This is a genomic window from Pseudomonas sp. Sample_16, assembly GCF_004307665.1.
Taxonomy (GTDB): Bacteria; Pseudomonadota; Gammaproteobacteria; order Pseudomonadales; family Pseudomonadaceae; genus Aquipseudomonas.
This window is the reverse complement of sequence record NZ_RCOB01000070.1, coordinates 76,225-89,319: the sequence shown is the minus strand read 5'-3', so window position 1 is coordinate 89,319 and position 13,095 is coordinate 76,225. Positions and strand designations below refer to the sequence as shown.

The 13,095-nt window shown below is 57.7% G+C and carries 10 protein-coding genes; 5 read left to right on the top strand and 5 right to left on the bottom strand.

The annotated features are described in order from the left end of the window. Nucleotides 1-82: 82 nt before the first annotated feature. The 3 genes from D8U69_RS10780 to D8U69_RS10770 all read left to right on the top strand — a co-directional run bounded on the left by D8U69_RS10780 (nucleotide 83) and on the right by D8U69_RS10770 (nucleotide 4,462). Nucleotides 83-1,138, top strand: coding sequence for a tetratricopeptide repeat protein (locus tag D8U69_RS10780; protein WP_130907281.1), 1,056 nt, complete (start codon nucleotides 83-85; stop codon nucleotides 1,136-1,138). 154 nt (nucleotides 1,139-1,292) lie between these two features. Then, nucleotides 1,293-2,795 carry an ATPase domain-containing protein gene (locus D8U69_RS10775; RefSeq protein WP_056855410.1) on the top strand — a complete coding sequence of 501 codons (1,503 nt, stop codon included), beginning with the start codon at nucleotides 1,293-1,295 and terminating at the stop codon, nucleotides 2,793-2,795. After that, nucleotides 2,795-4,462 (top strand): ATP-binding protein, encoded by a 1,668-nt coding sequence (locus tag D8U69_RS10770; RefSeq protein ID WP_056855411.1) that lies wholly within the window; start codon nucleotides 2,795-2,797, stop codon nucleotides 4,460-4,462. The genes D8U69_RS10775 and D8U69_RS10770 overlap by 1 nt, the downstream gene beginning before the upstream one ends. A gap of 18 nt (nucleotides 4,463-4,480) precedes the next feature. Here D8U69_RS10770 and D8U69_RS10765 read toward each other — a convergent pair whose 3' ends face one another. The 5 genes from D8U69_RS10765 to D8U69_RS10745 form a co-directional block, all read right to left on the bottom strand. Next, complete coding sequence (locus D8U69_RS10765) at nucleotides 4,481-4,858, bottom strand: response regulator (RefSeq protein WP_056855412.1); 378 nt, start codon at nucleotides 4,856-4,858, stop codon at nucleotides 4,481-4,483. Between the two features lie 77 nt (nucleotides 4,859-4,935). Next, a complete protein-coding gene (locus D8U69_RS10760) occupies nucleotides 4,936-6,117 on the bottom strand; it encodes a hybrid sensor histidine kinase/response regulator (RefSeq protein WP_056855413.1) in 1,182 nt (393 codons plus the stop codon). Further along, nucleotides 6,111-6,704, bottom strand: a complete 594-nt coding sequence (locus tag D8U69_RS10755) for a chemotaxis protein CheB (protein WP_056855414.1) — start codon at nucleotides 6,702-6,704, stop codon at nucleotides 6,111-6,113. Before D8U69_RS10755 ends, D8U69_RS10760 begins: the two co-directional genes overlap by 7 nt. Beyond that, complete coding sequence (locus D8U69_RS10750; RefSeq protein WP_130907280.1) at nucleotides 6,701-7,534, bottom strand: protein-glutamate O-methyltransferase CheR; 834 nt, start codon at nucleotides 7,532-7,534, stop codon at nucleotides 6,701-6,703. The genes D8U69_RS10755 and D8U69_RS10750 overlap by 4 nt, the downstream gene beginning before the upstream one ends. Continuing rightward, the gene (locus tag D8U69_RS10745; protein WP_130907279.1) at nucleotides 7,535-11,023 is read right to left on the bottom strand and encodes a response regulator; all 3,489 of its coding nucleotides are present in this window, start codon (nucleotides 11,021-11,023) and stop codon (nucleotides 7,535-7,537) included. It abuts the gene before it with no gap. A gap of 257 nt (nucleotides 11,024-11,280) precedes the next feature. Between D8U69_RS10745 and D8U69_RS10740 the strand changes: the two genes are divergently transcribed. Beyond that, nucleotides 11,281-11,652 (top strand): response regulator, encoded by a 372-nt coding sequence (locus D8U69_RS10740; protein ID WP_130905586.1) that lies wholly within the window; start codon nucleotides 11,281-11,283, stop codon nucleotides 11,650-11,652. A 128-nt stretch (nucleotides 11,653-11,780) separates the two neighbouring features. After that, nucleotides 11,781-13,085 (top strand): glycosyltransferase, encoded by a 1,305-nt coding sequence (locus D8U69_RS10735; protein ID WP_130907278.1) that lies wholly within the window; start codon nucleotides 11,781-11,783, stop codon nucleotides 13,083-13,085. The last annotated feature ends 10 nt before the right edge of the window (nucleotides 13,086-13,095 follow it).

Here is a 13,095-nt window from a genome sequence, read left to right as displayed (position 1 = left end):
TTGCAAGCGCCCAAGGTTTGACTCACAGCCCTGCCTGACCGAAGCTGATCACTTTGCAAAAGCTTGCCAGCCCGGATTCTGCATGCCCAAGTCCCGCCGTTACCTGCTAATCAGCCTCTGTGCCCTGTTCGCCATCGGTCTTGCGTGGGCGTTTCTGCGCAGTACAACCCCTGTGATACCGGAGGCCATCAAGCGTGGTTACAGCGAAGCTCTGGAAAAGGCCCGGGCCGGCCAACCGGGTGCGGCACGGGTGCTTTACCAGCAACTGGCCCGGCCTGACATTTCGCCGAAACGACGCGTCTGGCTGCATGCCGAACTGCCCAACTATCCGAGCTCCGTCGCGCTGAAACTGGCTGATGCGGATTTGCAGCATGAATCAGCGGACGTGCGTATTGCCGCGATCAAAAGCATCAGCGGGCTGGTGTCCAGTGGCCAACGCACTCTGTTGCTGGGGCCATTGCTCGATGACCCCGAGCAAAGCGTACGCCTGGCCGCGGTCAACGCATTGCTCGGGCTTTCACCGGATGACCTTGGTCTGTATTTCGCGCCGCTGGAGCAGGCCATCGATGCCTGGCAGCAAACGCTCAAAAGTGCGCCGCAGAGTGCCGAAAACCAATATCAATTGGCGCGGTTGTATCTGCACAATGCCCAATTCAAAGAAGCCCAGCAGGCTCTTGAAAATACTTTGCGCCTTGCCCCGGACAATTTGCCGGCGCTGGTGATGCAGATCGAGGTGCTGGATAAACTTGGTCAGAACGACGCCGCTCGCCAGTTGCTGGCCAAACAACTGAAGGCGCAGCCCGATTCAGCCTATTTGCAACATGCACTGGGGATGTGGCTGTTGCATCACGGACAAAGCGAGTTCGCCCTGCTCGGACTGTCCAAGGCCGTAGAGCTTGAACCGGACAACAAGGATTACCGCTATGACCTGGCCACCACGCTGCACGGTGAACAGGAACTGGCAGCGGCGCAGAAGCAATTGCAGGACATCGTGCAGCGACACCCCAACGATCGCCGGGCGCGGGTGCTGCTGATCAACTACTGGAAGGAAAGCGGCCAGTTGCAAAACGTACAGATCCTGCTGGCCCAACTCGAACAGCTCAATCCGGATGATCCGGCCTTGCAGCAAGGTCTGTAAGGACGCGCTCTCTGCTGTGTTTCCTTATGCGCATCAACCGCCCATAGCAGAAAAGGTTGAACCGTCGTCTCGACAAAGGGTCAAGTGAAACAGGCAGCCTATAATGGCCATCGTGCCAGCAGCCTCGTTTCCCCTATTCAAGAGAGGGCATTATTTGTCTATATCCAACGAGTTGATCAGCACAAAAGCGGCCACAGGTATTGAAGGCCTGGATGACATCCTCAATGGAGGGTTGTCCCGCGGCCATGTGTTTTTACTTGAAGGCGAACCAGGTACCGGCAAGACCACTGTCGCATTGCATTTCCTCATGGCTGGCGCTGAAGCCGGCGAGCGTTCGTTGTACATCACCCTGTCTGAAACCGAACACGAGTTGCGCCAGGGTGCCCGTTCCCACGGTTGGGAGCTGGGCGAAAACGTCCATATCTTCGAACTGACGCCGCCCGAAAGCGTGTTGAACGCCGAGCATCAGCAATCACTGCTGTATTCCTCCGATCTGGAGCTGGGTGAAGCCACACGACAGATCTTCGAAGTGGTCGAGCGGGTCAAACCGACCCGCGTAATCCTCGACAGCCTGTCTGAAATCCGCTTGTTGGCGCAGAGTTCACTGCGCTACCGCCGCCAGATCCTGGCGATCAAGCATTACTTCGTGCGCTACGATGCCACGGTGTTGTTGCTCGACGACCTGACCACCGAATCTTTGGATAAAACCGTGCACAGTGTGGCCCACGGTGTGATTCGCCTGGAGGAGTTGACGCCCAATTACGGTGCCGAGCGCCGCCGTATCCGCGTAGTGAAATACCGCGGCCAGAAATACCGTGGCGGTTTCCATGACTTCACGATCATGACCGACGGCGTGCACGTGTTCCCGCGCCTGGTGGCCGCCGAACATCGCGGCAACTACGTCCGGCGGCAGTTGACCAGCGGCATTGCCGAAATGGACGCGCTGCTCGGTGGCGGCATCGAAACGGGTTCCAGCACGCTGATTCTCGGGCCGGCCGGCACTGGCAAATCGCTGATTTCGATGCTGTTCGCCGCCGCCGCAGTGGCTCGGGGCGAGAAAGCAGCCCTGTTCATCTTCGACGAAGAGCTTGGATTGCTGTTCGAGCGGATGAAGAACATCGGTATCGATCTGCAGGCGTTGCAGGATGGCGGGAACCTGCTGATCGAGCAGGTGGATGCCGCCGAACTGTCCCCTGGCGAGTTTTCCCACCGGGTGCGGCGCTGCGTCGATCAAGGCAACATCAAGACCGTAGTGATCGACAGCATCAACGGCTATCAAGCGGCGATGCCAGAGGAGAATGCCCTGGTACTGCACATGCACGAGTTGTTGCTTTACCTCAACCGCAAAGGCGCTGCGACCTTCATGACCGTTGCCCAGCATGGACTGGTCGGCGACATGCAGGCCCCGGTGGACATTACCTACCTGGCCGACTCAGTGATTCTATTGCGCTACTTCGAAGCCTTGGGCAAAGTCCGCCGGGCCATTTCAATCATCAAGAAACGTACCGGCAGCCATGAAGCAACTATCCGCGAATACCGCATCAGCGCCAAAGGCATGACCATCGGCGAACCGTTGGAAGCCTTCCAGGGCGTACTGCGCGGCGTGCCGACCTATATGGGCGCGAGCATTCCATTGCTTGGGGATGAAGGCCTGTGATGACCCAACCTGCGACATCCGAACGCGCAATTATTCTCGCCCCGCTGGGGCGAGACAGTCAGATTGCGATGATGTTGCTCAAAGAAGCAGGGTTCGACGGGATCATCAGCCAGGATTTACCGCAACTGTGCAGCGAACTGGAGCAAGGCGCCGGTTTGCTGCTGATCTCTTCCGAAGCGCTGTTGCGCAGTGATCTGGGGCCGCTGTTGACCCTCATCGATCAACAACCGGCCTGGTCGGACTTGCCGATCGTTTTGCTGACGCACCATGGTGGCCCGGAACAGAACCCCGCTTCGCGCTTCGGGCCGCAGTTGGGCAACGTCACGTTCCTGGAACGTCCTTTTCACCCGGAGACATTGATCAGTCTGGTGACCACCGCCTTGCGCGGCCGTCGACGACAGTACGAAGCCAGGGATCGGCTGGTCGACTTGAGCCAAAGCGAACTGCGCCTGCAAAACACCCTGGAAACCCTGGAACAACAGGTCGAAGAGCGCACCGCACAATTGCGCCACAACGAAGAAGCTTTGCGTCAATCCCAGAAGATGGAAGCGGTTGGCCAACTCACCGGCGGTATCGCCCATGACTTCAACAACATGCTCACCGGCATCATCGGCAGCCTTGAGCTGTTGCGCCGGCGCCTGGCCCGCGGCCGCATCGAAGACCTGGACAGCCTTATCGATCTTGGCGTGACCTCGGCCAACCGGGCCGCTGGTTTGACCCATCGCCTGCTGGCGTTTTCTCGCCGGCAGTCGCTCGATTCCAAACCCGTGGAAATGAATACGCTGGTGGTTTCCATGGGTGAACTGTTGCAACGCAGCATCAATGAGAGCATTCGCCTGGACATGCAGTTGAGCGAACAACTGTGGGTGGCCGAGGCCGACCCCAATCAACTGGAAAGCGCCCTGCTCAACCTGGTCATCAATGCCCGCGACGCCATGCCCAACGGCGGCAGACTGGTAGTGACCACTTCGAACCAACATCTGGAAAAGTCCTTTACCGACCTGCACAGCAATCTCGAACCCGGTGATTACGTGACGCTCAGCGTTACTGACAATGGCTGCGGCATGCCGCAGAGCACCATCAACCGCGCGTTTGACCCTTTCTTCACCACCAAGCCGATCGGCCAGGGCACCGGCCTTGGATTGTCGATGATCTATGGCTTCAGCAAACAATCGCGGGGCCACGTCGCCATTCAAAGCGAAGTGGGTGAAGGCACCACGGTGAGCATTTATCTGCCGCGTTACGGTGGTGATCTGCCGCAAGATCCGCCGGTGGACAGTCACCACCCGCTCTTCGCGCAGAATGGCGAAACCGTCCTGATCGTTGAGGACGACCCGGCTGTACGGGTGCTGGTCAGCACGGTGCTCAGTGATTTGGGCTATGCCTTCGTCGAAGCGTGCGATGCCGACAGCGCCCTGCCGATCTTTGAATCCGCGCAGCGCATCGACCTGTTGATCAGCGATGTCGGACTGCCCGGCATGAACGGCCGGCAACTGGCAGAAATCGGCCGGCAGTTCCGGCCCGGCCTGAAAGTCCTGTTCATCACCGGTTATGCCGAACACGCGGCCGTACGCGGCGGATTCCTCGATCCGGGCATGCAGATGATCACCAAGCCATTCACGTTTGACCTGTTGACGGCCAAAGTGAGGGAGATGATCAGCGCCTGAAGCGGCTTCTGCCGGGATTCAGGAGAGCATGTCCTGCATGATTTCCTGTAACACGTCCAGGTCGAATGGCTTGGCCAGTATCGGTGCCGAGCGGGTGATCGGGCTGTCTGTTTCACGGATTTCCTGCGGGTAGCCGCTGATGAAAATCACCTTCAGCTCCGGTCGCAGTTTTACCGCGGGCTCGGCGATCTGCACGCCGGAAATCCCACCCGGCAGGCGGAAGTCAGTGATCATCATGTCCAGGTGCGGCTTGCTGGCGAGAATCTCAAACGCTTGCTCGCCATTCTCGGCCTGCAACACCCGGTAGCCCTCCCCTGACAGATAGGCCGACAGGACCATCAGAATCGAGGGGTCATCTTCGACGATCAGTACGACGTCTTGTGCATCTTCACTCATGGGAAGCCTTTGTTCGGTCAATAGCTGCTGATACGACCGTGGGGTCGATCAGAGGTTGCGTTTATCGGGCTGTTTTCCTACAGCGGCAGACAAACGCGAAACAGGGCGCCTTCGCCAATCCGGCTTTCGACGGTAATGGTACCGCCATGGGCGGTGACAATCTGTTCGGAAATAAACAATCCCAAACCCAGTCCGGCGACGGCGTGCTTGGCCGACACCCGCTCGAACTGCTGGAAAATCCGTTGCTGGTTTTCTTCACTGATGCCGATTCCGCAATCACGGACTTCTATCCGTGCTTCGCCGTGCTCACTGTACACCTTGACGCTGATCGGACTCTTGGCGCCGTAGCGCAAGGCATTGGTCAACAGATTGGAAACTACCTGCTCAATGCGGAATTCGTCCCAATTGCCGACCACTGGTTGTTCGGCTTCAAGTGTCACGGTCGCTTCGGCGGCTTCGATCTGTTGGGCAAAATTTTCCAGCAGGGCGCGCACCAGGGCCGAAAGATCAAACCGCGTGGGGCGGATCGACAATTTGCCGGTGCGGATGCGTGACACATCGAGCATGTCTTCGATCAGCCGGATCAGGCTTTTGATCTGCCGTTCGTCGCGATCGACCATGGCGTGCATTTTGTCGAGGGTGAACGCCGAGGCGTTATCCCGGGCCAGGTGCATCTTGCGCAGCTGGGTTTCGAGGATCAGGCCGTTGAGTGGCGTGCGCACCTCATGGGCGACAATCGACATGAAGTCATCGCGCATGCGTACCGCCTGTTGCAATTCCAGCTGGGTGCTCTGCAATTGCTTGAGCAGCGCTTCCTGCTCGCGGCGACTTTGCTCGAGTTCTTCAACTTGCTGTTTCATCGCCTTGCTCTGGCGGAACAGCTCGACGAAAACGTTGACCTTGCTCTTGACCGCATGGATGTCCAGCGGTTTGTGCAGGAAGTCCACAGCGCCGCTTTCGTAGCCCTTGAACGCGTAATTGAGCTCACGACCGGCGGCACTGACAAACACGATTGGAATGTTCTTGGTTTTTTCCGTACCGCGCATCAACTCGGCCAGTTCGAAGCCATTCATCCCAGGCATCTGTACATCGAGAATGGCCATGGCGAATTCGTGTTGCAGCAACAGCGACAAGGCCTCGTCGGCAGATTGCGCTTTGTAGACGGTACGGTCTTCACGCTTGATCAGCGCTTCGAGTGCCAACAGATTCTCCGGCAGATCGTCCACGATCAGCAGTTTGGCCTGGATATTACTTAGCATGCGATTCGTTCCAGCTCGACAAGCAGACGGCCGATGCCGCGGATAGGGAGAATGTGGTCAGGTTGGTGAATATCCAATGCTGCCTGGGGCATGGTTGCAACCTGGGCTTCCTGCGGGTCTTGCACGATGGTCAGACCGCCGCGCTGCTTGACCTGCGCCAGACCGTTCGCACCGTCACGGTTGGCGCCCGTCAGCAAGACTGCCGCCAGGCTGGGACCGTAGGCGTCGGCGGCAGACTCGAACAGGTAATCGATGGCCGGCCGCGAATGATGCACGCGGTCTTCCAGGCTCAGGGAAAAGCTGCGGTCCTGCTCCACTGACAAGTGATAGCCGGGCGATGCGAAATACAGGGTGCCGGACACCACCGGAGTCTTGTCGCTGGCTTCCTGAACCGGCAGCGACACTCGCCGGGCGAACACTTCCGCCAGATGGCTGCGACGCTGTTCCGGCAAGTGCAACACGACAATGATCGGCAACACGAAGCCTGCACGCAGCGGGCCGAGAATACTCAGCAGCGCCTCGACCCCACCGGCCGAAGCGCCGATCACGATCGCTTCTACTGAAGGCAAACCCGTTGCGCTGTTCATGATTTGCGATAAATCCGTTCTTGTTTGACCAGCGGTTCGAACTGGTTGCCGAAGGCTGAAAAATCCGGGGTTTCCTTGCTGCCCAGCACCAGGAAACCACGGTGGCACAGCGACTCATGAAACAAACCGAAAGCCCGATCCTGAAGTTTTTTATTGAAATAAATCAATACGTTACGACACGAAATTAATTGTGTTTCTGAAAATACACTGTCGGTAGCCAGGCTGTGGTCGGCAAAGGTCACGTTCTCGCACAGCGACTTGTCGAAAATGGCGTAGCCATACGCCGCCGTGTAGTAGTCGGCGAACGAGCGTTTACCGCCGGCCTGCTGGTAGTTGGAAGTGTAGGCGCGGACATTCTCCATCGAGAATATCCCTTGCTTGGCCTTTTCCAGTGAGCGCGGATTGATGTCCGTGGCATAAATGATGGTGCGCTCAAGCAAGCCCTCTTCACGCAAGAGGATGGCCATCGAATAAACCTCTTCACCGGTGCTGCACCCAGCGATCCAGATCTTGATCGACGGGTACGTCTTGAGCAGCGGCACCACCTCCTGGCGTATCGCCAGGAAGTGCGAAGGGTCTCGGAACATTTCACTGACCGGAATCGTCAGCAATTGCAGGAGCTGCATGAACGCCATTGGGTCATGCAGGACTTTTTCCTGGAGGGCCGAAATGGTGTTGCATTCGAACTGATTCAGCGCATGGCTCACCCGGCGCTTGATGGAAGCGCCTGAATAATCACGAAAATCGTAGCTGTACTTGAGGTAGATGGCCTCGATCAACAACCGCAACTCTATCTCGCTGATTCGTTCCCCTGAATAATTGCGCTCCACTTAGATACGTTCCATCTTTGGCAACCACACACGGATCAACGAAAACAACCGATCCAGGTCGATGGGCTTGGCCAGATAATCATTGGCGCCTGCTTGCAGGCAGCGTTCCTGATCGTCCTTCATGGCCTTGGCCGTCACCGCAATGATCGGCAACTTGCGCCAGCGCGGGTCCTTGCGGATCTCGATGGTGGCTTCAAAACCATCCATCTCCGGCATCATCACGTCCATCAACACCAGATCGATGTCTTCCACTTCATTCAATCGCTCAATCGCTTCCCGGCCGTTACGGCCAATGACCACGACTGCACCTTTATGCTCCAGCGCGCTGGTTAGGGCGAAGATGTTGCGTACATCGTCGTCCACCAACAGCACTTTGCGTCCCTCGAAGACTTTGTCGCGGCTGCGGGCAGTCTTGAGCATCTTCTGTCGCTCATGGGACAACCGCGATTCGACTTTGTGCAGAAAAAGTGTCACCTCATCCAGTAAACGCTCGGGCGAGCGCGCGCCCTTGATGATGATAGAGCGCGAGTACTTGCGCAGTTCCGCCTCTTCATCCCGGGTGAGGTTGCGTCCGGTATAGACAATCACCGGCGGAAACGAGCAGATATCTTCGGTAGACATGCGTTTGAGCAAGTCATTGCCGAGCATGTCCGGAAGCTTCAGATCGATGATCATGCAATCGAACATCGTGCTTCGCAGCAACTGCAGTGCATCCTGGGCCAAGCCGACCGCGGTGATCTCGATGTCATCGTCGCCAATCAACCGGGAAATACTGTCACGCTGCAAATCGTCGTCTTCAACCAGCAAGACGCGCTTGACCTTCTGGGTCAGTTTGGCTTCCAGACGCGAGAAAACGTCCTTGAGTTCTTCACGGGTGGTCGGTTTGACCGCATAACCGATCGCGCCCATGTGCATCGCCGCTTCGACCCGGTCCTCGACCGAAATCACGTGCACAGGAATGTGCCGGGTTTCGGCGTGTTCCTTCAAACGTTGCAGCACGGTCAAGCCGGAATGGTCCGGCAGGCGCATATCCAGCAGGATGGCATCGGGAATGAACTCCCGGGCCAGGTCGTAACCTTCGTCGGCACCGTGAGCCACCAGGCAGTGGTAGCCCAGTTCATGCGCGAGATCGAAGAGGATGTGCGCAAAGTTCGGCTCGTCTTCCACCACCAGGATGCAACGCGAGGTGAACGGCGCCTTCTGCCGGTCATCATTGAAACGCGGAATATCCTGCGCCACCACCGACGCCACGGTAGCTGGCGCAACATAAGGTGCAATCGCTACTGGCGCGGCACGCATCGGTTCGACCGGTTCTTCTCCGGGCTCAATGTACTGCTGCGGCAAGACCAGGGTGAATACACTGCCCTGCCCCGGCGTGCTGCTCACGCTGATGGAGCCACCGAGCAGGGCCGCCAGGTCGCGGGAGATCGACAGCCCCAGACCGGTTCCGCCGTATCGCCTGTTGGTGGTGCCGTCGGCTTGGCGGAACGCTTCAAAAATGCTTTCGTGCTGATCGGCGGCAATGCCGATGCCGGAATCACGGACGCTGAAGGCTATGCCATTGTTCGGCGCTGCGGCGACGCTCAGGCTCACGCTGCCTTTTTCGGTGAACTTCACCGCGTTGGACAACAGATTCTTGATCACCTGCTCCAGGCGCTGACGGTCGGTGAACATCATCGCGGGCACGCCGTCCTGCAAATCGACATGGAATTGCAGCTGCTTGTCGGTTGCCAACGGCTGGAACATTCCGCGCAGGCCGTCCACCAGACGCGCAACACTGGTGTTCTCCGGGCGAATCTCGAGCTTGCCGGCCTCGACCTTGGAGATATCGAGAATGTCGTTGATCAGGTTGAGCAAATCGTTGCCGGCGGAGTAAATCGACTCGGCGAACTTCACCTGTTCGGCGCTGAGGTTTTCCTGAGGGTTTTCCGCCAGCAACTTGGCCAGAATCAACGAGCTGTTCAATGGCGTGCGCAGTTCGTGGGACATGTTGGCGAGGAATTCGGACTTGTACTTGCTTGAGCGCTGCAACTCTTCAGCGCGCTCTTCGAGCTGGATCTGCGCCTGATTGAGTTCAGTGTTCTTGAGGTCCATGGCGTCGCGTTGTTGGGCCAGTACTTCGGCCTGTTCGGCGAGTTGCTCATTGGTCTGTTCCAGCTCGACCTGTTGCGTCTCGAGATGGGCCTGGGATTCCTTGAGAATCCGCGACTGCTCTTCGAGTTCTTCGTTGGCGGTCTTGAGTTCTTCCTGCTGCACTTGCAACTCTTCGTTGAGTTGCTGGGTTTCGGCCAGCACTTCCTGCAAGCGCTGACGATAGCGCGCAGCCTCGATAGACGTGCCGATGTTGCCGGCAATCAACTCCAGCAATTCGATGTCGCGGTCAACCAAGGGCCGCAGGAAACCCAGTTCGATAACACCGTTGACCCGGTCGTCATCACTGGTCGGCACCACCAGCACACTGCGTGGCAGCCCTTCACCGAGGCCGGAGCTGACCTTGAAGTAGTCGCTCGGCACGTTGTCGAGGCGAATCAACTTGGCCTGATGCGCAACTTGACCAACGATGCCTTCCTCACTGTAGATATGTTGCTCAAGTGCCTCCTGGTCGCGCGAAAAACCGTAAGACGCAACTCGCCGCAGGCCACCGTGTTCTTCGCGCACGTAAATCGCCGCCACGGCGCTGCCCAGGTACTGCGCGCAGAATTGCAGGATGTTGCGCCCCAGCAAATTCAGGGACAGTTGCCCCAATACTTGCTCGGCCAGTTCGGTCTGGCCGTTGCGCAGCCACGCTTGTTGCTCCAGGCGCTGAGCACTGGCTTGCTGCGCAGCCAATGTCGCGGAGTAGCTTTGCGACAGGTTCAACAGATCACGACGGCCGATGTAGGCCAGCAACGCGCTGATGCCTGCGATAAACAGCAGATAAAGGCCAATGCTCCAGACGGTGGTGCGCCGCACCTCTTCATTGCGCGTGGCACGCAGTTGCTGCTCCATGTCGATCACGTCTTCGAACTGCTTGCGTATCTCGTCGGTCAGGCGCTTGCCTTTGCCGGCGCGGACCGCGCTGCGGTAATCGCCGCTCGATCGCTGCAGATCAATCATCGATTGCGCGTAATTGGCCCACTCTTGTTGCAACGACTGCAGGCGGTGCAAGCGATCGGTCTGGACCGGATTGTCAGCCGTCAGTTCGAGCAACGTATTGAGCACCACCTCGACCCGAGGCTTAGCCGTTTCATAAGGTTGGAGAAACTTTTCGTCGCCACTGAGCAGAAACCCGCGCATCCCGGTTTCCAGGTCGACCGTCAGCTTGACGGCCTCATTGGCGTTATTGATGACCCGATCGGTGTGCTCGACCCATTGGATCGTTGACAGCAGATAGGTAATCAATGACACGAAGAAAACAGCGCTGATGGCGCCGACACCCAGCGGCAGGCTGATATTGCGGCTCAGGAGTTTGCGGAATCGTTGCTCATCAACCAAAGACGCAGAGGTCATGGGGCAGGCCTTGTCGAACTGTCAGAATTGGGCGAGTTTGCCCCAAAACTGGCACATTGATCCATTTTTCTCACATGTTTTAACGCCAGGTCCTACATTCCCCTGCGCCAGTTGATGGACGCGGGTATCCTTGCCTGACATGTGCGACCAATCTTTTTCCGTCCCTCGGGAACTTGTCGGGAGCCGTCACTTACTCATGCAAGAGACCGGCGCTTTCGCAAGCCGGCAACCGCCAATCATTTTTCAGGAACCCCACTATGTCCACCGCCAATGCGTCCACCATTCTTGTCGTCGAAGACGATGCCATCGTGCGCATGCTGATCGTCGATGTGCTGGAGGAGTTGGAGTTCAAGGTACTTGACGCGGATGGTAGCGAACAGGCGCTGGAGTTCCTCAATGACGAGGACCAGCACATCGACTTGATGATGACCGACGTCGGCCTGCCGGTGATGGATGGTCGGGAACTGGCCATCCAGGCCCGGATGCTGCGCCCGCAATTGCCCATCCTGTTCGCCAGTGGTTATGCGGAGAATATTGACGTGCCCGAAGGCATGTCGGTGATTGGCAAACCGTTTTCGATCGATCAGTTGCGAGACAAGGTCCAGGGAATTCTCGCGCAGTCGAAGTAAGCTGGTTTGGATGAACAACAATTGCTGGTGATCCGCATTCGATTCAGGTGACCTGGAAGGTTACGTACACTCTCACCTGTTTTTCCTGGTATCGCCTTATTCTCGTTTGTAGCCTGGAACAATCGCCCATGAATCAACCTCGCCAAACCAAAGTCCTGGTCATCGGCTACGTCTGGCCCGAGCCCCGTTCTTCGGCGGCCGGTGGGCACATGATGCAAATTCTCGAGACCTTCTTGCAGCAAGGTTGGGACATCACCTTCAGCAGCCCTGCCGGTTATGGTGAGCAGCGCGCTGACCTGACGTCGCTGGGCATTCGCGAAGTGCCGATAGAATTGAATAACAGCAGCTTCGACACATTCATCCGCGAACTCGCGCCGGATGTGGTGCTGTTCGACCGTTTCATGATGGAAGAACAGTTCGGCTGGCGCGTGGAAAAACACTGTCCCGACGCCGTTCGCGTGCTGGAGACGTCGGACCTGCAGAGCTTGCGTGATGCCCGGCAGCAACGTCTCAAACAGCGTTTGAAGGTCAGTGACGACGCGAATGACTTCAGTGAACTGTTTGCGCCCAGCCTGCGTGAAGAGTTTGAGTTCATGGCCGATAACGATCTGGCCAAGCGTGAGATTGCCGCGATCTATCGTTGCGACTTGAACCTGATGATTTCCGAAGTGGAAATCCAATTGCTGATCGAACAGTTCAAATTGCCCGCTACCCTCTTGCATTGGTGCCCGCTGATGGTCGATCTGCCGAGTGTGGCGCCGGCCGCATTTGAAGACAGGGCGCACTTTCTCAGCATCGGTAACTTCCGGCACGCGCCCAATTGGGATGCGGTGTTGTGGATGAAAACCACGATCTGGCCGCTGATTCGCGAGCAACTGCCCGCGGCGCAACTGCACATCTACGGCTCATACACGCCACCCAAGGCGACAGCACTGCATAATCCGGCCCAAGGATTTCATGTCATGAACTGGGCAGAAGATGCCTTGCAAGTCATGTCGGCGGCTCGAGTGTGCCTGGCACCGCTGCGTTTCGGTGCCGGCATAAAGGGCAAGATTGTCGATGCGATGCTCTGCGGCACTCCCAACGTCACGACGCCCGCAGGGGCGGAGGCGATGCACGGCGACGAAGCCTGGCCCGGCGCCGTCGCCCGCACCGCTCGCGAGATTGCCAAGCATGCGGTGCAACTGTACAGCGACAAGCCTCGCTGGCTTGAGGCACAGGCGCATGGCCAGACCTTGCTCGCCAACCGCTACCGGCAATCCTTGCATGGCCCGGCGTTGATTCAGCGACTGATGGAATGTCGACAGAATCTGGCGAACATTCGACGGGATAATTTCACCGGCAGCATGTTGCGCCATCACCACCACAAAAGTACCCAGTACATGGCGCAATGGATTGAGGCAAAGAACCGGAATACGATCGACGCCATGTAACCAAAACACA

Excerpts from the sequence above, each read along its gene's own strand:
- D8U69_RS10745 (WP_130907279.1), bottom strand. The coding sequence starts at position 11,023 with ATGACCTCTGCGTCTTTGGTTGATGAGCAACGATTCCGCAAACTCCTG.
- D8U69_RS10770 (WP_056855411.1), top strand. The coding sequence starts at position 2,795 with ATGACCCAACCTGCGACATCCGAACGCGCAATTATTCTCGCCCCGCTG.
- D8U69_RS10780 (WP_130907281.1), top strand. The coding sequence starts at position 83 with ATGCCCAAGTCCCGCCGTTACCTGCTAATCAGCCTCTGTGCCCTGTTC.
- D8U69_RS10755 (WP_056855414.1), bottom strand. The coding sequence starts at position 6,704 with ATGAACAGCGCAACGGGTTTGCCTTCAGTAGAAGCGATCGTGATCGGC.
- D8U69_RS10760 (WP_056855413.1), bottom strand. The coding sequence starts at position 6,117 with ATGCTAAGTAATATCCAGGCCAAACTGCTGATCGTGGACGATCTGCCG.
- D8U69_RS10740 (WP_130905586.1), top strand. The coding sequence starts at position 11,281 with ATGTCCACCGCCAATGCGTCCACCATTCTTGTCGTCGAAGACGATGCC.
- D8U69_RS10765 (WP_056855412.1), bottom strand. The coding sequence starts at position 4,858 with ATGAGTGAAGATGCACAAGACGTCGTACTGATCGTCGAAGATGACCCC.
- D8U69_RS10735 (WP_130907278.1), top strand. The coding sequence starts at position 11,781 with ATGAATCAACCTCGCCAAACCAAAGTCCTGGTCATCGGCTACGTCTGG.